The following is a 16638-nucleotide window of genomic DNA, read 5'->3' on the forward strand; positions in this document are numbered from 1 at the left end:
CGACCGTTGCTCACCGTGTCCGGCCGGTGCGACAGTCGACCAGTGAACAGTCGTACTCCGAGTTCGAGTGAGACCCAGCCCGCGTCCGAGTACCGCCCTGGCGGGCAGAGCTTCCGGGCGGCCGTGATCCGGTGGCTGTGCCGGATCTTCGTGCGGCCGACGCTCGCGTGGTGGCCGTTGCGGGGGCCGCTCTCGAAGATGATGCCGCTGGTCAATCTCGCACTGCGGGTCGTGCCCCGGCTGCGGGAGACCGAATGCGAGCACGTCGACGGTGGCACCTGGCGGGCCGAGTTCGTCCGCCCGCGTGGGGCCGCCGACTCGGTCGCCGCCATTCTCTACCTGCACGGGGGAGCCTTCCTGTTCTGTGGCCTGGCGACCCACCGGCGGATCGTGGAGCGGCTGGCGCTGCGCACCGGGCTGCCGGTGCTGTCCGTGGCCTACCGGCACCTGCCCAAGGGCCGCCTCGACGAGTCCCTCGCCGACGCCGCCGAAGCGGTGCGCTGGCTGCAGACCCGCGGTATCGCCCCGGACAAGGTCGTCTGCGTCGGTGACTCCGCGGGCGGCCACCTGGCCTTCGCGCTCGCGCTGAACGCCCCGGCCGCGGGCCTGCCCCGGCCCGCGGGGGTCGTCGGCCTCTCCCCATGGCTGGACTTCGACAGTGTCACCAAGCTCGGGCACCGCAACGCCCGCTCGGACGTCTTCATCCCGGCCCGCAGGCTCTCGCGGGTCGGGATGCTGTGCGCGGGGAACGGCACCGAGATCGACCCAGTCCGCTCGCCGGTCAACGGCGACCTGTCGTGCCTGCCACCCGTCCTCATCCAGTGCGCGGAGGACGAAGTCCTGCGCTGCGACGCGGAACTCATGGCCGAACGCCTGAGCGCGGCCGGGGTCGAGCACCGGCTGCAGATCTGGCAGGGCCAGGTGCACGCTTTCCCTGTGCTGGGCCATGTCCTGCCCGAAAGCAGCGCCGCCCTCGACGAGATCGCGACCTTCACCACCGTGGTCCTGGCGGGCTCGGCGAACGCCGCCTGAGGCGCGCGGGCGGGCGCGCGATTGAATGTGCCACCCAGGCTCCCGCCCGAGGGAGACCCGACATCGGAGGCCACGTGTCCGACGCGACCCGAGACATCGAACGCATCTACTCCACCCCGGACGTCGTCGCGAAGCTGCGCCGGCTCGCCGACGCCCTGGAGTCCGAGACGTCGTTCCGGATCCAGATCGCGGGTGAGCGCATCCGCGTCCCGGCGCGCGCCCAGTTCTCCATCGAGCACGAGCGCGGCGACGGGGAAGAGGAGATCGAGTTCCAGCTCAAGTGGACGCACGAAGAGGCCGACGACGACGCCGACGACGAGTCGGTGGTCTAGGAACATCGCGTGGCGGGCGGCGATCCGTCGCCCCCCACGCGGTATCTCCATCAGTGGGTTGACACAACCTCCACTCGGAGCTATAAGAATAGGGAAGACAGCTTCAGGAACCTGGCGGTCCCGCAGGAGTGTTTTCCGATGGCTGAGCAAAGGGAACGACCCGATCGCGTGGGCGAGGCATTCGCCGAGTTGGTGCTCGCCGACCGGACATTCCTGCGGGCGGAGTTCGACGCCATCGTGGCCGCCAACTTCGATCCGTCCGCCTTCCCGAGCCCGACCAGGCCGAGCGTTCCCGCTCCACGGCCCCCGCACGCGAATCCAGTCCATCTCACCCCAGTTCGCAAGGTCGCCGGGAGTGTCGTCGAGCGTGGCGCGCGGTGGGTTCGCCAGCGTTCCCCTCCGGTCGGGTGAGGATGACCGTCGACCCCGGCTGCCACGTCACCGCGGCCGGGGTCGACGGCGCTCAGCCCCCGCAGGTCCCATCCCGTGACGTCCGGAGGCCATGATGGCCCGCATCCGCCGACCCCGGCAGGCAGGCGCCCCGAGGGCGATCGCCCCAGCGGCGAGCGCCGCGATGGCAGGCGCCGCCGACGGCATCGCCGCGGCTGTGCGCGAGCGCCGCGCGGCCGACCACGACGAACTGCGCGAGAGCGGCTGGCAGCTCACCCGGCTCACCGGTGGCCTGGCCGACGTGGTCGCCCTCCTCGCCACGGAGCTGGCCGACCACGACCGGCACCGGCTGCTGCGCGGACACGACGGCGGCGACCCGGCGCCCGCGCTGGCTACCGCCTCCCGCGAGCTGACGGAACTGCGCCAAGCGCTCGAGGCTGCCGAGCGTGCCGCCCGCGAGTACTACACCGCGCTGAGCGGGCTCACCGTCGACGTGGACCTCACCGGGTGAGCCATGCACCGCCGGACCCAGGACCCGTACGCGGTGCTCGGCGTCGACCGCGACGCCGCTCCCGCCGAGATCGCCGCCGCCTACCGGGCGCTCGTGCGGGAACTGCACCCGGACAACCAGCACCCCAGCGACCCGGAGCGCCTCGCCCAGGTCGTCACCGCCTACCAGGCGCTGCGGGCCCGCCGACGAGCCGACGACAGCCCGGGCACCCGCGTCGAGGTCCACGTCCGCCGCGGCCCGCCGAGCCCGGAGCCCGCGCTGCGGGCCGGGCCCGTGCGGCGCCACGGGCGGTGACCGCTCAGCGCGCCTCGTCGCCCTGATCGTCGAACGGGACGGCGCGGTGCTGGTCGGCGACATCGGCCGGGTCCGCCTCCTGCCAGATCTCACCGACCGGCTCGAGGTCGCTCTCCTCGTCCGGGTCGACCGGTGTCTTCTGGGCGACTACGTCCCCCTCCGGCACCTCCACAGTTCCGGGCGGGGCCAGTCGAGGGTCGTTCTCCTCCGACGGCAGCCTCATGGGCGGGCACTCCCTCCAACTCGGGTCGTCGAACACCTTCGGGCCCAGTGTTCCCCGACTCGGCCGGGTCAGCACGACTGGCGACCTCGGTTGCCCGGCGGTGGCACTGTCGAATAGCCTGGTGGCACGGTTGAACCCAAGCCGCCCAGGATCATCACGCCCTCGTCCGCTCCGGTGGGACGAGTCAGGCCCGGTGGCTGTGTGGTTCCCGTCGGGCCGGTCTGGAGACAACCATGGTTGACATCGTCGACCCTCGCGGCACTCTGCGCTCAAACACCGACGGGGCAGGACCACTGACCGTCACGGTCACCCTCCGCCGCGCCGGCCTGGTTGTGCTGACCAGCCACGGCGAGATCGACCTCTACACCGCGCCCATCCTGCGCGAGGCCATGGCCGCGCAGGAGAAGGTGGCCCGGATGGTGCTGGACCTGGCCGCGATCGAGTTCTGCGGGGTCGCGGGTGCCCGGGTGCTGGACGAGGGCGCGGACAGGGCACGGGACCATGGCGGGCGGCTGAGCCTGGTCGTGGCCACCGTCGGCGTGCGCAGGCTGCTGCAGCTCACCGGGCTCGACCGGCGCGTCCCCACGTACCCGGACCTGTCGACGGCGCTGTTCGTCGAGGGGCTGGGTTTGGCACCGACCGGGTCCGAAGAGGATGCTGGAGAGTCCCCAGTTCCGCCGTGATACCTGTTCGGCCCGGAAACCCCCGACCCCACTCCATGCTCTGCGTCTGGCGCTGGAATGGCGAAAACCCCCTAGGTGACAAGTTGACCATCCAGCAGCCGTCCGACCTCGACGACGACAGCAACGCCTTCGACGAGCGGATCTGGGCCCAGGACAAGGCGCAGTTCGTCTCGCTGGCCGACCAGCCCGCCGAGGTGATCCTCGACGCGGACCTCGGCCCGCTCTCGCGCGAGTTCGCCCGCCTGACGAAGACCCTGCTCGCCGCGTCCACCGTCGCCGAGGTGCTCGAACAGGTGGTGTGGGCGGCGCGCCGGGTCATTCCCGGTGCCGACCTGGTGTCGGTCACGCTGCGCGGGCCGGACGGCTCATTCCACACCCCGGTCGAGACCGACCCGATCGCCGCCAACCTCGACCAGCTGCAGTACGACACCGGTGAGGGGCCCTGCGTGACGGCCGCGAGCGCGTCGGCTCCCGGCTACGTGCGCAGCGACGACCTCGCGGGGGAGCCGGAGTGGCCCACGTTCGGGCCGGCCGCCGCCGCGTGCGGGTACAGCGCCATGCTCGCCACGGCGCTGGTGCCCGACTGCCTGCCGCCGCAGCTTTCCGGCGCGCTGAACATCTACGCCCGCGAACCGGGCACGCTCGACGCCCAGGCGCAGGAGACCGCGCTGCTCCTGGCCATCCACGCGTCCCTGGCGCTGGCGACCACGAAGGCCGTCACCCAGGCGGAGCTGCGCGAGGCGCACTTCCGGCGGGCGATCGAGAGCCGCGACGTGATCGGCCAGGCCAAGGGAATCCTGATGCACCGCAGGGGAATCAGCGCCGACGAGGCCTTCGACCTGCTGCGCCGCACGTCCCAGGAACTCAACGTCAAACTCGCCGACCTCGCCCGCACCCTGACCGCCCGGCACAGCGAACTCGACATCGCGGACGAGACCGCGGGCTGACTTACGTCACCTCGATGACGCGGGCCTCGAGCAGCGTCCCGTTCTCGATGCGCAGCGTTCCCATGGTGCCGTGCGGCTGACGCCTGCGGTCGGTGGGCGAGCCGGGGTTGAAGATCCGCAGGCCCGCGCCCACCACGTCCATCGGGATGTGCGAGTGGCCGAAGACCACCAGGTCGGCGTCCGGGAACCGGCGGCGCAGCCGCGCGGGGCGGCCGTCGGCCTTGCCGCTGTCGTGGATCATCGCCACCCGCAGCCCGTCGAGGTCGAGTTCCAGGGTCTCCGGCGCACCCCAGGCGGCGACGTCGGGGCCGTCGTTGTTGCCGAGCACGGCGTGGACCGGGGCGAACTCGGCAAGCTCGTCGAGCACTCCCGCGGTGCACACGTCGCCCGCGTGCAGGATCAGGTCGGCGTCGCGCAGGTGCGTGGCGACCCGCGTGGGGCACCCCTTCCAGTGGCGGGGTGCGTGGGTGTCGGACAGGACGGCGACGAGCACGCCACCATCCTGCCCGCCCACGCTCGGGGGCGCTCCGAGAGTCAGGCGCTACGCGAGCCCGTGGTGACCGCGCCGCGTCCCAATGCGGCCAATCGGCCGACCAGGTCGTCGTCGGTGTCCGCCCGACGCAGGCGTACCGGGCGGATCGACCCCACCGGGTCGCCGCTGCGTAGCCGGGTCACCCAGTTCGCGACGAGCGTCGGCGGCGGCAGCACGTCGTGCCCCAGATAGGCGACCACGATCAGGTCTTCGCCGCTGTGCGTCTCGGCCGCCGCCGCCCAGCCGCGCTCCTCGTCCCAGAGCAGCGCCACGTCCCGGTCGGGGAACCGCGGGAGTCGGCCGTCGAGGGCGAGATAGACGCTCGCGGGGCGGTCCATCTGCAGGTAGGAGGAGTGTCCGCTGAGCCCCAGTGCCTCGGTCACGCGTCTCACATACTCACGCAAACCACGTGCCAACGCTTCGTCGAGGTCCGCTTCCATCGTCACCATCCGGGTCCGTCGGGTCTGTCACCGCCTGCTGTTCGACGTGGCCGGGGAATACCCCGGACGGGTGCCGGGAAACCATTCGGGTGGTGTGATCAGGAAATGCGTTCGGTGAGCCACGCCAGCGCCAGCGGGTACCGGTACTCGATCGCGCCGTGCTTGCCGGGGAACAGTTCCAGCCGCACCACGTCGTCGGCGACGCCCGCCGCGGCCAGGGCGCGACGGAACGCGACCGCGCCGAAGTCGAGGTAGTACTCGTCCTGGTCGCCCGCGTCGATCCAGATCGCCTTGAGGGAACGCAGTGCCTCGGCGAACTCCGGCTGGGCGGCCATCCGGACCGGATCCCGCCGCAGCCAGCGGTCCCACACCTCGGGGACGGTCACTCCGAGGTCGTCGAACGGGAGTCGGACTGTGCCGTCCTCGTCGGCGGAGTAGCAGGCGGCGTAGCCGTATACCTCGATGAGGTCGAAGTCGGTGTCCTTCGTTCCCACGATCCGGCCGCTGCGGAAATCGGCGATGAAGTTCTCGTAGGAGCCGTCGTAGTTGTCGCGGAGCAGGCGGGCGACCTTGGGGAAATCGGTCTGGTAGGCGGCTTCGAACAACGCGTCCCCGGCGTGCGTGGCGAGTGCGCCGAAGACGTCGGGACGCAGCATCGGGGTGATCATCGCGCCGTAGCCGCCGCTGGACTTGCCGGTGATCGCCCGGTGGCCCGCGCTCGGCATCGTCCGGTAGTGCTCGTCGACCCACGGCACGATCTCGTCGCAGAGGTACGAGTGGTACCGGCCGGTGGCGGGGGAGTCGAGGTACTGGCTGCCGCCGAGCGACGTCCACGCGTCGACGTAGACCACGATCGCGGGCGGTGCCTCCTCGCGGGCGAAGATGCCGTCGGCCAACTCGATGAACGGCTGCCGCCACGGGGTGCGGTTGCGCCACATCGCGACGTGCCCGGTGTAGCCCTGGATCACGTAGACGGTGGGATAGCGCCGCTCGCCCTCGTCATAGCCGGGCGGCACGTAGACCCACAGCGGTCGCTCATGCGGGTCGCCGAGCGGGTTGCCGCGCAGCAGGTCGCTGGCGAACACGTGCTCATCGATCCGTCCGGCGAAGTCGGCCGTCCACGGCAGCATCCAGGATCTCCTTTGATCGGGCGTCCGGTCGAATTCTTCCGTGCGGCGCAAGCGGATTAGCGCGGCGACGGCTCACCGGGAACCACGACACCACGGTCGAAGGCGTAGACGATCGCGGCGGCCCGGTCGCGCAGGCCGAGCTTGCCGAAGATGTGCCCGATGTGGCTCTTCACCGTGACCTCGGAGATGCCGAGCCGCTGGGCGATCTCCGTGTTGGACCAGCCCCGGCCCAGTTGGCTCAGGACGTCGAACTCGCGCGCGGTCAGCCGCTCGCGCACCGCGGAGCCGTCGCCCGGCCCGGTCGGGACGGTGCGGTACGCGCTCAGGACGCGCCCGGTCACCGCGGGGTCGAGGCAGGCCCCGCCCGCGGCGACCGCCCGCACAGCGCTGATGAGGTCCTCGGCGGGGGAGTCCTTCAGGATGAACCCGGCCGCACCCGCCCGCAGCGCGCCGGAGAGCAGTTCGTCGTCGTCGAAGGTGGTCAGCACCAGGACCGGCGGGGCCTGCGCGCGCTCGCGCAGCCGCCGGGTGGCCTCGATGCCGTCCACCCGCTTCATCCTCAGGTCCATGACCACCACATCGGGGCTGGTCGCGGCCAGGGCGGCGGGCACCTCGTCGCCGTCGGCGCACTCGCCGACGATCACGAAGCCGTCCTTGCGCCGCAGGATCCGCCGCAGGCCCGAGCGCACCAGTTCCTGGTCGTCGACCAGCAGCACGCGGACGTCCCCGACAGTCACGGCGCCTCCTGGACGCGGCGGCGCAGCGCGCAGGACCACCCGGTGCTGTCGGTGTCCAGCGGGACCTCCGCGTGGACCAGCCATCCCCGCGGCCCGGGCCCGGCGCGCAGGCTCCCGCCGAGCAGGTCGGCCCGTCTCCGCATGCCGTCCACCCCGGAGCCCGGCCCGGTCGCGGTTGTGGGTGTGGCAGGCGTGTCGTTGCGCACCGACAGAGTGACCTGGGCCGAGCCGATGTCGAGGTCGACCTCGGCGGTCGCGGCCGGGGTGTGCTTGGCGACGTTGGCCAGGGATTCCTGGGTGATCCGGTACAGGCCGAGTCCCACCGACGGCGGCACGTCCGCCGGGTCCCCACGCACCTGGTATTCGACTCGCAAGCCGGCCCGGCGGAAGTCGTCGACCAGGTCGCCGAGGTCGCCGACGCCCGGTTCGGGCCGGGTGCCCGACGGGCCGGCCGCCAGCAGGCCGACGGTGCGCCGGATGTCGGCCATGGCCTGCCTGCCCTGGCGTTCGGCGTCGGTCAGCGCGGCCACCGCCTCATCGAGGTCCTCGTCCTGCTGCAGCGCGCGCCGGGCGGCGGTCAGGTGCAGCAGCGTGACGCTCAACGAGTGCGCGATGACGTCGTGGACTTCCCGGGCGATGCGCTGCCGCTCACCGGTGGCGGCCTGCTCGGCCAGGCTCGCCCGGGCGGCGCGTTCCTGTTGCAGCAGCCGCAACTGGGTGAGGACCACGAAGCCGACCGTCCAGCCGATCACGACCGCGGTGGCGTACAGCGGCGCGCCTTCCAGCCGCCCCGCCGTCGCGGGTACCACGAGCGCGACCAGCATGCAGACCGCCGCGGCCACGCTGACCGGCAGCGTCGCCGTCGCCGCCACCTCGGCGGCCAGGATGACCAGGATGAAGGGCGCGAAGTCGGACTCGACCGGCTCCACGAGCAGCACCGACGTGCCCGCGATGGCGAGAACCGCCATCAGCGGCCGCGGCATCTTGCCGCCGGTGGCCAGGTCGAAGAGCACCGGGGACACCGCGATCAGCGCCCACAGCAGCGCCCACCGCGGCGGGACGACGGCGTCGCGCTGCACGAGGGCCGCGGCGGCGGCCGCCAGCGCGCCGATCGACACGGTCAGCGCCATCCAGAGCGGGTAGCCGTACCCGCTCCTGGCCACCCGTGCCCGCATCCGGTCGACAAGCGTCACGGCCTCAGATTACGGCGGAGAACCCTCCGCCACATCGTTCCCCGGGCGGGGTGGATCTCCGCCCACGGGTGGAGGCGAAGTCCCACCCCCGGCACGGCGACGGCGGGCCGCCCGAGCTCTTAGTGTCGAGAAGTCAGCCGGATTCCGTGGAGGTGGACGATGTCGTGGGCAGAGACGCACGCACGCAAGGCCGTTCTCGACGCCGTGCTGCGGCGGGCGCGGCAGGATCCGACCGCCCCACCGGCGCTCGACGACATCCCCGACGCCCGGCGCCTGTTCGGCACCGCCGACGGGGTGCTGCTGGCGTTGCAGCAGCGCTGGACCACCACGCTCGCCGCCAGACTCGACCAGGCGATCGAGTCCGACACCGACCCGCACGAGGCCCGGTCCCGGCTCGCCGCCGAACAGCCCGTCCTGCGGGCGGTCCTGGACGCGGGCGCTGCCCGGTCGGCCGCCCTGCGCGAGACCCAACGCGGGGAGCGGCGGATGGTCGTCTCCAGCACGAACTTCGCGAGCCACCGCACGACGGTCGGTGCTGAGCGTCGCTAGCCGCGCGGGGACCGCTGTCGGATGAGCCATTCCCGCACGGTGGCCGCCGACGGCAGGATCTCCAGGGTCGGCGCCGTCTCGAGCGCGACGTCCTCGGTGCGCAGCCACCGCCACATGTGGGTGAGGTCCGGGTCGACGAAGCGGTCGAAGAGCCACACCGGCATCGGGAACCGCGCCGGTGGCCTGCCCGTCACCTCACGCCAGATCTCGCGGCATTCCGCCATCGACCGGACGTCGGCGGCCAGCGGGATGTCGGCGCCGAGGAACCGGTCCGGGTCGGCGAAGACCCGGGCGGCGACGGCGCCGAGGTCGTCGACGCTGATCCACACCACCGGGCGGTGGGCGCCCATCAGCTTCGGCATCAGGTGCCACGCCGACACCGGCGGGAAGTAGCTCTTGTCGGTCATCAGCTCCATGAACGCCATCGGCCGCAACTCGGTCACGGGAAGGCCGAGGACGCGCATGTGCGCCCGCACGGCGAGTTTCGAGTCCCACGACCCGACTCCGGTTTTGTAGCCGGTCCCGGCGGAGCCGTGCACCAGGTGCTGAACACCTGCCGCCTTCGCCGCGTCCGCGACGTTCTTTCCCTGCCGCACCTCGGCTTCCAGCCCGCTGATCATGAAGTTCTGCACGCTGTAGACCCCGTAGGCGCCCGCGAAGGCGGGGGAGAGGGTGTCGCGGTGGTCCATGTCGGCTTGGACCACTTCGGCGCCCGCCACCGCGAGCGCGCGGGCCTTCGCGCCGCGGGGGTAGCGCGTGATCGCCCGGACCCGCCAGCCGTCGGCCAGCAGGTGCCGCGCGACCGCGCCGCCTTGACGGCCGGTCGCTCCGGTCACGACGACGACGCGATCGCTGGTCATCGGCTTTCCCCTGACCTGGTGAGCGTCCGTCCAATGTAGCCACCGGTGGACCCGCCGAACAGGGACTACGTGCCCCGATCGGATCTTGCGGCGACGCCCCGGATATCGCCAGGGTGAGAAGAACTTTCCGGTCCGACAAGGAGGTCGGTACATGTCGACACAGCTGCCCCGCCGCACAGTGATCACCGCCGCCGCGCTGAGCCCCGCGCTCGCGGTCGGCGCGCCCGCCGCCGCGCAGGCCGCGCCCGGGGGTTCGGTGATCCGCGACGTCGTGCTGGCCGTGCACGGCGGCGCGGGCTCGCTGCCCCGGGGCAGCATCACCCCGGCCCAGGAGAAGGCCTACCGCGACGCCCTCGAAAAGGCGCTGCGGACCGGGGCCGGGCTGCTCTCCGGTGGCGCCCCCGCGCTCGACGCGGTGGAGGCGGCTGTCCGGGTCCTGGAGGACGACCCGAACTTCAACGCGGGCAAGGGCGCGGTGTTCAACACCGACGCCGAGCACGAACTCGACGCCTCGATCATGAACGGCAAGGACCTGCGGTCCGGGGCGGTCGCCGGCGTGCACAACACCCGCAACCCGATCTCGCTGGCGCGCATGGTGATGGAGCGCTCCCGGCACGTGCTCATGGCGGGCAAGGGCGCCGACATCTTCGCGCTGCAGAACGGTCTCGCGTACACGACCCAGGACTACTTCTTCACCCAGCGGCGGTGGGACGCGCTGCTCAACGCGAAGAACCCGCCGCCGGTGCCGCCGAGCGTCACCGAGGGGCAGACCGTCGGCGCGGTCGCCGTCGACCAGGGCCGTGACGTCGCCGCGGCCACCTCCACCGGGGGCCTGACCAACAAGCTGGTGGGCCGCGTCGGCGACTCCCCGGTCATCGGCGCGGGGACCTACGCCAACAGCCGCACGGTCGCGGTGTCGTGCACCGGGACCGGTGAGGTGTTCATCCGCGGCGTCGCGGCCTACGACATCTCGGCCCTGATGGAGTACACCGGCGCCGCCGTGCAGGACGCCGCCGCGAAGGTCATCACCCAGAAGATCCCCGCACTCGGCGCGACCGGCGGCGCGATCGCCCTCGACCCCCGAGGGCGTCTCGCCACCCCGCACAGCACCTTGGGGATCATCAACGGCTACATCACCCGCGACGGCACCGTCGTCACCCGCCTCTACAACGACGAGACCCCGCCGCACTGACCTTTCCTGGAACCCGCCGAGGGTTCGGCCGCCACCATCGACGAGACTGACGCGGTGGAACGGAACGTGGCCGACCAGGTGTCCGCCGTGGTGATCGGCGCAGGTCAGGCCGGTCTCGCGGCGGGTTTCCACCTGCGCCGCGCCGGCGTCGACTTCGTCATCCTCGACGCCCAGACCGAACCCGGCGGCGCCTGGACCCGCGGGTGGGACTCGCTGCGGCTGTTCTCACCGGCGCGGCACAGCTCGCTGCCCGGCAGGCCGATGCCACCGTTTCGCGCGGACGACGGCTATCCCACGGCCGGGCATGTCGTGGACTACCTCGCCGACTACGAGAAGCGCTACGACCTGCCGATCATCCGCCCCGCGCGGGTGCGCGAGGTTCGCCCCGACGGCGAGCGCCTGCGCGTGGTCTCCGACGCGGGCGAGTGGTCCGCGCGGTTCGTCCTCAGCGCCACCGGCACGTGGTGGCGCCCGTTCATTCCGGCGGTGCCAGGCACCTTCGGCGGACGGCAGTCGCACACCGCCGGCTACCGCGGGCCCGCCGAGTTCGCCGGGGCCCGGGTGGTCGTCGTGGGTGGCGGCAACTCCGGCGCTCAGATCGCGGCCGACCTGGCCGCCTCCGCCGAGGTGCTCTGGGCGACCCGCCGCGCACCGCGCTACCTGCCCGACCACATCGACGGCCGCGCCCTGTTCGACGTGGCGACCCGCCGCAAACAGGCCTTGGACAAAGGCGAGGCTGACGACGCGGGGGTGGCAGGCCTAGGCGACATCGTGGCCGTGCCACCCGTACGTCAGGCCCGCGACCGCGGCCTGCTCGTCGCACGGCCCATGTTCGCCCGGCTCGACGACACGGGGCCGGTATGGGCGGACGGAACGCGGGAAGCGGTGGACGCCATCATCTGGTGCACCGGCTTCCGCCCCGCGCTGAGCCACCTCACGCCGCTGCGGCTGCGCACCGAGAACGGGCACATCGCCACCGTCGGCACCCGCGCGGTCGACGAACCGCGCCTGCACCTGCTCGGCTACGGCGACTGGACCGGCCCCGCGTCGGCCACCCTCATCGGCGTCGGCCCCACGGCGCGCGCCGCCGCACGAGAGGTCGCCGACTCACTCGGTTCCTGATCACCACTCCGCGAGGGAGCCGTCATCGCGGCGCCAGAGTGGATTGCGCCAGCGGTGGCCGGTCTCGGCCGCCTTCTCCACCGCCTTCTCATTGACCTCGATTCCCAGCCCCGGGGCGGTAAGCAGGGCGACATGGCCGTCGGCGTAGTCGAAGACCCCCGGGTCGGCCAGGTAGTCGAGCAGGTCGGAGCCCTCGTTGTAGTGGATGCCGAGGCTCTGCTCCTGGATGAGCAGGTTCGGGGTGGCGAACCCGACCTGCAGGCACGCGGCGAGGGCGATCGGCCCGAGTGGGCAGTGTGGGGCGAGGGACACGTCGTGCGCCTCGGCCATCGCGGCGATGCGGCGGACCTCGGAGATGCCGCCCGCGTGCGACAGGTCCGGCTGGGCGACGGCGATGCCCTGGCTCAGCACCGACTTGAAGTCCCAGCGGGAGTAGAGCCGTTCCCCGGTGGCGATGGGGATGCTGGTGGAGCGCACGATCTCGCCGATGTGGTCGCTGAGTTCGGGAACGAGCGGTTCCTCGACGAACATCGGCAGCAGCGGTTCCAGCAGCGGCAACACCCGTCGGGCCATCGGGATGGTGAGCCTGCCGTGGAAGTCGACCGCGATGTCGAACTCGTCGCCCACCGCGTCGCGCACGGCGGCGAGGCGGTCGACGATGCCGTGCACCGCTTTCGGCGTGTCGAGCAGCCGCAGCTCGGGCGAGGCGTTCATCTTGATCGCGGTGAAGCCCTGTTCCTTGCGCTCCAGCGCGGCTTCGGCGACCTCGCCGGGCCGGTCGCCGCCGATCCAGCTGTACATCCGGATCCGGTCGCGGACCCGGCCGCCGAGGAGCTGCCACACCGGCACCCCGAGCGCCTTGCCCGTGATGTCCCACAGCGCCTGGTCGATGCCCGCGACCGCGCTGGAGAGGATCGGGCCGCCGCGGTAGAAGCCGCCCTTGGTGTGCACCTGCCAGTGGTCCTCGATCCGCAGCGGGTCCTGGCCGATGAGGTAGTCGGACAGCTCGTCGACGGCGGCGGCGACGGTGTGCGCCCGCCCCTCGATCACCGGTTCGCCCCAGCCGGTGATCCCCTCGTCGGTCTCGACCTTGAGGAAGCACCACCGGGGCGCCACCAGGTAGGTGGTCAGGGACGTGATCTTCACAGGGACTCCTTCTTGACGCTCCAGCCGCCGTCGACGACCAGGCTGGCTCCGGTGATGTAGGCGGCCTCGGGGGAGGCCAGGAACGCGGTCGCGGCGGCGACCTCCTCGGGCAGGCCGAGCCTGCCCAGCGCGGTCGCGCCCGCCGACAGCGCGCGCCCCGCCTCGTCGACGTCGCGCCACGATTCGGTGAGGATCGGCCCAGGCTGCACGGAGTTGACCCGCACGTGCGGCCCGTACTCGACCGCCAGCTGGCGCACCAGCGCGCTCAGTCCGCCTTTCGCCGCGGCGTACGCCGGGTAGCCGGGAAGGCCGAACGCCGCGTGCACACTGGAGGTGGCCACGACACAGCCGCGCCGAGCGCGCAGATCATCGATGAACGTCCGGACCGCGAGGTAGCCTGCCCGGAGGTTGACCGACAGCTCGTGGTCCCACGCGGCCACCGACAACTCGTGTGCGGGCCTGTTGACGTGGATGAACGCGTTGCTGTGCAAGATGTCCACCGGGCCGAACAGCTCATGGGTCCGGTCCCGCAGCGTCACCCAGTCGTCCTCAGTGGACACATCACAGTGGACGTATGCCGCCCGGTCGCCCTCGGCCCGGATCTTCTCGGCCACCTGCTCGCCTGCTTCGTCGGCGATGTCGGCGACGACCACGGCCGCGCCTTCGGCGGCGAACCGGATCGCGCTCGCCGCGCCGATGCCGGAGGCGGCGCCGGTGACCACCGCGACTTTCCCGTGGAATCGGTTCATGAGTGCGTATCCCTTCATCGGCTGACGTCCGCCGCGTCGAGCAGTCGCAGGTCGCCCCGGCGGGGCAGGCCCTCCCAGTCGCCCGCCGCGGACACCGCGAACGCCCCGCAGGCCGCCGCCAGCCGCAGGCACCGCGCCGCGTCGGACCCGTCGAGCGTGCCCGCGAGATAGCCCGCGACGAACGCGTCGCCTGCGCCGATCGGGTCGACGCAGGTGACCGGGAACGCGGACTGGACAAGGACTTCACCGCCCGCGTGGACGAGTGCGCCCTCGGCGCCGAGCTTCAGCACGGTCGTGGCCGGGCCCAGCGCGCCGAGGGCTCGCGCCATGCGTTCGGGCTCGTCCTCGGCGACGAGCAACGATGCCTCCTCGGGACCGGCGAAGACGATATCCGCCTGCGGCACCAGGGATCCGAGCACGGCCGATGCCGCCGTCCGCGCCCAGAGCAGCGCCCGGTAGTTGACGTCGATCGACACAGCAACCCCCGCGGCCTTCGCCACCCGGACCGTCTCGCGGACAGCGGCGAGCGCGGTGTCGCTGAGCGCCGGCGTGATCCCGGTCAGGTGCAGGACCCGCGCTTGCGCGATGACCTCGGCGTCGACATCAGCGGGGGACAAGCGGGAGCCCGCGAGGTCGCGGCGGTAGTAGGCGACCCGGGTGCGGTCGGCCGTGCGCCGCTCGCGCAGCATCAGCCCGGTCGGCACGTCGGGCTCGACCCGGGCGCCGGAGATGTCGACGCCCTCGCCGCGCAGTCCACTGAGGACCATCGCGCCGACCGCGTCATCGCCCACCCGGCCGACCCAGGCCGCGCGGTGCCCCAGCCTGCTGACCCCGATGGCCACCGTGGCTTCGGCGCCCGCGAAGGACAGCCGGGCCGCACCGCCGACGGCGAGCGGACCCGGTTCGGTGCTCGCCACGACTCCCATCGCCTCGCCGAACGTGACCAGCGCGGGCTCGCCTGCCCGACCACCCGTCTGCGGGTCGCCTGCCGCGGTCATCGCCGGATCCGATCGATCAGCGCGTCGGCGCGGGCGCGCAGCGCGTCGAGGTCGCCGGTCTCGCAGGCGTCGCCGATCAGTGGGGCGCCGATGCCGACCGCGCGGGCGCCCGCGTCGAGGTAGTCGGCGGCGTCGTCGAGGCCGATGCCGCCTGTCGGGACCAGTCCGATGGCGGGCAGCGGTGCCCGGATCGCCTTGAGGTGCGCGACACCGCCGGTCGCGGCTGGGAACAGCTTGACCAGGCCCGCCCCGGCCTGCCAGGCGGTGAGCACCTCGGTCGGGGTGTACGCGCCGGGCAGCACGGGCACGCCGAGCGTGCGGGCCTCGGCGATGACGTCGAGGCAGACGGCGGGGGAGATGAGGTAGCCCGCGCCCGCCTCGACCGCGCGCCGGGCTTCCTGGCGGGTGGTCACGGTGCCCGCGCCCAGCGCTATCCCGTCCGCCTTGAAGCCTGCCAGCGCCTCGTACACGCCTGGCGTGGTGAGGGTGAACTCCACCGCGCGGATTCCGGCCGCCCGCAGGGTTTCGGCGACGGCGATGAGGTGCTTCGCCGAACTCGCCCGGAGGATGGCGATCACCGGGGTGGCGTCGAGGGCGGTGTCCAGCCGCATCAGGTGCTCCTGTCGTCGAACGGTGTCGCGGGAAGGCCGGTGGCGCCGGGTTTGCAGGTGAAGAGCCGTCCGGCGTCCGGTTCGCCCGCCAGGTCGGCGGCGGAGCGGCCCTCCGTGGCGGTGGTGATCACCAGGACGTCGAGGTCGGGACCGGCGAACGTGCAGCTCGACACGTGTGCGGCCGGGACCGGCACGACCGCGTGCGCGGAGCCGTCCGGGTGGTAGGCGCGGACCTCGCCCGCGCCCCAGATGGCGACCCAGACCCGGCCCGCTGCGTCCACCGTCAGGCCGTCGGGCGCGCCGTCGGCGACCTCGGCGAACGTCCGCCTGCCGCCGAGGTCGCCGGTCTCCAGGTCGTAGTCGAAGACGTCGACCCGGTGCGTCGCGCTGTCGGCGTAATAGAGGAGCCGCCCGTCGGGGCTCCAGCCCAGGCCGTTGGAGATCGTCACCGGGTCGAGCAGGGTGCGGACCCGGCCCGCGCTGTCGAGGCTGACCAGCGCGCCCGCGTCCGGCCGGGCGTCGAAGGCCATGGTCCCGGCCAGCAGCCTGCCGCACGGGTCGCACTTGGCGTCGTTCATCCGCCGGGCGACGCCGTCGTCGGGGAGGTCGAGCCCGGCGAACTCCTGGTCGCCGGGCACGAATCGGAACCCGGTGCCCGCCGCGGCCAGCAGGCCACCGGACTCCCGGGGCACCGCGGCTCCGACGGCGCGGTCCAGGCTGACCGTGTGCAGCAGCCGCAGGTCCGGGACCTCCGGCCGGGGGACCAACTCGGCGGTGTGGATCAGCCCGGGCAGGATGTCCACCCAGGTCAGGACCTGTGCGCGGGCGTCCCAGACCGGGCCTTCGGAGAGCTTCCCGGGTGGTGGCGCACACGGCAGGACGTGCATCGCGGTTTCTCCCTCGTTCGGTTCGAGGTGAAACGCTAAGACTTCGTCTAACCGTTGTAAATAGTCGCGACCAATATTTA

At 72.4% G+C, this 16638-nt stretch carries 22 protein-coding genes; 10 read left to right on the forward strand and 12 right to left on the reverse strand.

The window, feature by feature from the left end:
- Positions 1-42: 42 nt before the first annotated feature.
- The 5 genes from C8E96_RS23850 to C8E96_RS23870 all read left to right on the forward strand — a co-directional run bounded on the left by C8E96_RS23850 (position 43) and on the right by C8E96_RS23870 (position 2559).
- The gene (locus C8E96_RS23850; RefSeq protein WP_133794711.1) at positions 43-1032 is read left to right on the forward strand and encodes an alpha/beta hydrolase; all 990 of its coding nucleotides are present in this window, start codon (positions 43-45) and stop codon (positions 1030-1032) included.
- Positions 1033-1106: 74 nt separating this feature from the next.
- Complete coding sequence (locus C8E96_RS23855) at positions 1107-1364, forward strand: amphi-Trp domain-containing protein (RefSeq protein ID WP_091368253.1); 258 nt, start codon at positions 1107-1109, stop codon at positions 1362-1364.
- Between the two features lie 138 nt (positions 1365-1502).
- Entirely contained in the window at positions 1503-1775 is a 273-nt protein-coding gene (locus C8E96_RS23860; protein WP_133794713.1) for a hypothetical protein, read from the forward strand.
- A 94-nt stretch (positions 1776-1869) separates the two neighbouring features.
- Positions 1870-2265 carry a hypothetical protein gene (locus tag C8E96_RS23865; protein WP_133794715.1) on the forward strand — a complete coding sequence of 132 codons (396 nt, stop codon included), beginning with the start codon at positions 1870-1872 and terminating at the stop codon, positions 2263-2265.
- 3 nt (positions 2266-2268) lie between these two features.
- Positions 2269-2559 (forward strand): J domain-containing protein, encoded by a 291-nt coding sequence (locus C8E96_RS23870; protein WP_091368259.1) that lies wholly within the window; start codon positions 2269-2271, stop codon positions 2557-2559.
- A gap of 4 nt (positions 2560-2563) precedes the next feature.
- Here C8E96_RS23870 and C8E96_RS23875 read toward each other — a convergent pair whose 3' ends face one another.
- The gene (locus C8E96_RS23875) at positions 2564-2782 is read right to left on the reverse strand and encodes a hypothetical protein (RefSeq protein ID WP_091574807.1); all 219 of its coding nucleotides are present in this window, start codon (positions 2780-2782) and stop codon (positions 2564-2566) included.
- Between the two features lie 233 nt (positions 2783-3015).
- Between C8E96_RS23875 and C8E96_RS23880 the strand changes: the two genes are divergently transcribed.
- Together C8E96_RS23880 and C8E96_RS23885 are read left to right on the forward strand one after the other, a co-directional pair.
- Positions 3016-3465, forward strand: coding sequence for an STAS domain-containing protein (locus tag C8E96_RS23880; protein ID WP_091368261.1), 450 nt, complete (start codon positions 3016-3018; stop codon positions 3463-3465).
- 83 nt (positions 3466-3548) lie between these two features.
- On the forward strand, positions 3549-4412 hold the full coding sequence (locus C8E96_RS23885) for a GAF and ANTAR domain-containing protein (RefSeq protein WP_228769572.1): 864 nt from the start codon (positions 3549-3551) through the stop codon (positions 4410-4412).
- Between the two features lies 1 nt (position 4413).
- Here C8E96_RS23885 and C8E96_RS23890 read toward each other — a convergent pair whose 3' ends face one another.
- The 5 genes from C8E96_RS23890 to C8E96_RS23910 form a co-directional block, all read right to left on the reverse strand.
- Positions 4414-4905: a metallophosphoesterase family protein gene (locus tag C8E96_RS23890; RefSeq protein ID WP_091368265.1), complete on the reverse strand. Its 492-nt coding sequence runs from the start codon at positions 4903-4905 to the stop codon at positions 4414-4416.
- Between the two features lie 41 nt (positions 4906-4946).
- Positions 4947-5327 carry a DUF6292 family protein gene (locus C8E96_RS23895; protein ID WP_133794717.1) on the reverse strand — a complete coding sequence of 127 codons (381 nt, stop codon included), beginning with the start codon at positions 5325-5327 and terminating at the stop codon, positions 4947-4949.
- Positions 5328-5482: 155 nt separating this feature from the next.
- A complete protein-coding gene (locus tag C8E96_RS23900) occupies positions 5483-6514 on the reverse strand; it encodes an alpha/beta hydrolase (protein WP_091368272.1) in 1032 nt (343 codons plus the stop codon).
- Positions 6515-6570: 56 nt separating this feature from the next.
- Positions 6571-7251 (reverse strand): response regulator transcription factor, encoded by a 681-nt coding sequence (locus C8E96_RS23905; RefSeq protein ID WP_228769574.1) that lies wholly within the window; start codon positions 7249-7251, stop codon positions 6571-6573.
- A complete protein-coding gene (locus C8E96_RS23910) occupies positions 7248-8444 on the reverse strand; it encodes a sensor histidine kinase (protein ID WP_228769575.1) in 1197 nt (398 codons plus the stop codon). Before C8E96_RS23910 ends, C8E96_RS23905 begins: the two co-directional genes overlap by 4 nt.
- Positions 8445-8603: 159 nt before the next feature.
- Between C8E96_RS23910 and C8E96_RS23915 the strand changes: the two genes are divergently transcribed.
- Positions 8604-8993, forward strand: a complete 390-nt coding sequence (locus C8E96_RS23915; protein ID WP_091368274.1) for a hypothetical protein — start codon at positions 8604-8606, stop codon at positions 8991-8993.
- On the opposite strand, the gene C8E96_RS23920 is transcribed toward C8E96_RS23915, so the two are convergent.
- A complete protein-coding gene (locus C8E96_RS23920; protein ID WP_166658091.1) occupies positions 8990-9853 on the reverse strand; it encodes an NmrA/HSCARG family protein in 864 nt (287 codons plus the stop codon). The two genes, C8E96_RS23915 and C8E96_RS23920, sit on opposite strands and share 4 nt — an antisense overlap.
- A 151-nt stretch (positions 9854-10004) precedes the next feature.
- Here C8E96_RS23920 and C8E96_RS23925 point away from each other — a divergent pair, with 151 nt between their 5' ends.
- Both C8E96_RS23925 and C8E96_RS23930 read left to right on the forward strand, forming a co-directional pair.
- Entirely contained in the window at positions 10005-11045 is a 1041-nt protein-coding gene (locus tag C8E96_RS23925; RefSeq protein ID WP_091368281.1) for an isoaspartyl peptidase/L-asparaginase family protein, read from the forward strand.
- Positions 11046-11099: 54 nt separating this feature from the next.
- A complete protein-coding gene (locus tag C8E96_RS23930; RefSeq protein ID WP_228769576.1) occupies positions 11100-12167 on the forward strand; it encodes an ArsO family NAD(P)H-dependent flavin-containing monooxygenase in 1068 nt (355 codons plus the stop codon).
- Here the strand turns inward: C8E96_RS23930 and dgoD are convergent, their stop codons facing one another.
- The 5 genes from dgoD to C8E96_RS23955 are packed head-to-tail and all read right to left on the reverse strand — an operon-like array spanning position 12168 to position 16558.
- A complete protein-coding gene (gene dgoD / locus C8E96_RS23935; RefSeq protein WP_091368284.1) occupies positions 12168-13313 on the reverse strand; it encodes a galactonate dehydratase in 1146 nt (381 codons plus the stop codon). It lies immediately after the preceding gene.
- On the reverse strand, positions 13310-14062 hold the full coding sequence (locus C8E96_RS23940; protein ID WP_091368286.1) for an SDR family NAD(P)-dependent oxidoreductase: 753 nt from the start codon (positions 14060-14062) through the stop codon (positions 13310-13312). Before C8E96_RS23940 ends, dgoD begins: the two co-directional genes overlap by 4 nt.
- Positions 14063-14076: 14 nt before the next feature.
- The gene (locus C8E96_RS23945; RefSeq protein WP_091368290.1) at positions 14077-15060 is read right to left on the reverse strand and encodes a sugar kinase; all 984 of its coding nucleotides are present in this window, start codon (positions 15058-15060) and stop codon (positions 14077-14079) included.
- Positions 15057-15671, reverse strand: a complete 615-nt coding sequence (locus C8E96_RS23950) for a bifunctional 4-hydroxy-2-oxoglutarate aldolase/2-dehydro-3-deoxy-phosphogluconate aldolase (RefSeq protein ID WP_091368293.1) — start codon at positions 15669-15671, stop codon at positions 15057-15059. The genes C8E96_RS23945 and C8E96_RS23950 overlap by 4 nt, the downstream gene beginning before the upstream one ends.
- Positions 15671-16558: an SMP-30/gluconolactonase/LRE family protein gene (locus C8E96_RS23955; RefSeq protein ID WP_091368295.1), complete on the reverse strand. Its 888-nt coding sequence runs from the start codon at positions 16556-16558 to the stop codon at positions 15671-15673. The genes C8E96_RS23950 and C8E96_RS23955 overlap by 1 nt, the downstream gene beginning before the upstream one ends.
- Positions 16559-16638 lie beyond the last annotated feature (80 nt).

It is taken from the genome of Actinokineospora alba (assembly GCF_004362515.1).
Taxonomy (GTDB): Bacteria; Actinomycetota; Actinomycetes; order Mycobacteriales; family Pseudonocardiaceae; genus Actinokineospora; species Actinokineospora alba.

What these genes read in the sequence shown, in the direction of transcription:
- C8E96_RS23925 (WP_091368281.1), top strand. Translation starts at nt 10,005, where the DNA reads ATGTCGACACAGCTGCCCCGCCGCACAGTGATCACCGCCGCCGCGCTG.
- C8E96_RS23865 (WP_133794715.1), top strand. Translation starts at nt 1,870, where the DNA reads ATGGCCCGCATCCGCCGACCCCGGCAGGCAGGCGCCCCGAGGGCGATC.
- C8E96_RS23920 (WP_166658091.1), bottom strand. Translation starts at nt 9,853, where the DNA reads ATGACCAGCGATCGCGTCGTCGTCGTGACCGGAGCGACCGGCCGTCAA.
- C8E96_RS23955 (WP_091368295.1), bottom strand. Translation starts at nt 16,558, where the DNA reads ATGCACGTCCTGCCGTGTGCGCCACCACCCGGGAAGCTCTCCGAAGGC.
- C8E96_RS23945 (WP_091368290.1), bottom strand. Translation starts at nt 15,060, where the DNA reads ATGACCGCGGCAGGCGACCCGCAGACGGGTGGTCGGGCAGGCGAGCCC.
- C8E96_RS23900 (WP_091368272.1), bottom strand. Translation starts at nt 6,514, where the DNA reads ATGCTGCCGTGGACGGCCGACTTCGCCGGACGGATCGATGAGCACGTG.
- C8E96_RS23940 (WP_091368286.1), bottom strand. Translation starts at nt 14,062, where the DNA reads ATGAACCGATTCCACGGGAAAGTCGCGGTGGTCACCGGCGCCGCCTCC.
- C8E96_RS23860 (WP_133794713.1), top strand. Translation starts at nt 1,503, where the DNA reads ATGGCTGAGCAAAGGGAACGACCCGATCGCGTGGGCGAGGCATTCGCC.
- C8E96_RS23875 (WP_091574807.1), bottom strand. Translation starts at nt 2,782, where the DNA reads ATGAGGCTGCCGTCGGAGGAGAACGACCCTCGACTGGCCCCGCCCGGA.
- C8E96_RS23950 (WP_091368293.1), bottom strand. Translation starts at nt 15,671, where the DNA reads ATGCGGCTGGACACCGCCCTCGACGCCACCCCGGTGATCGCCATCCTC.
- C8E96_RS23915 (WP_091368274.1), top strand. Translation starts at nt 8,604, where the DNA reads ATGTCGTGGGCAGAGACGCACGCACGCAAGGCCGTTCTCGACGCCGTG.
- C8E96_RS23880 (WP_091368261.1), top strand. Translation starts at nt 3,016, where the DNA reads ATGGTTGACATCGTCGACCCTCGCGGCACTCTGCGCTCAAACACCGAC.
- C8E96_RS23870 (WP_091368259.1), top strand. Translation starts at nt 2,269, where the DNA reads ATGCACCGCCGGACCCAGGACCCGTACGCGGTGCTCGGCGTCGACCGC.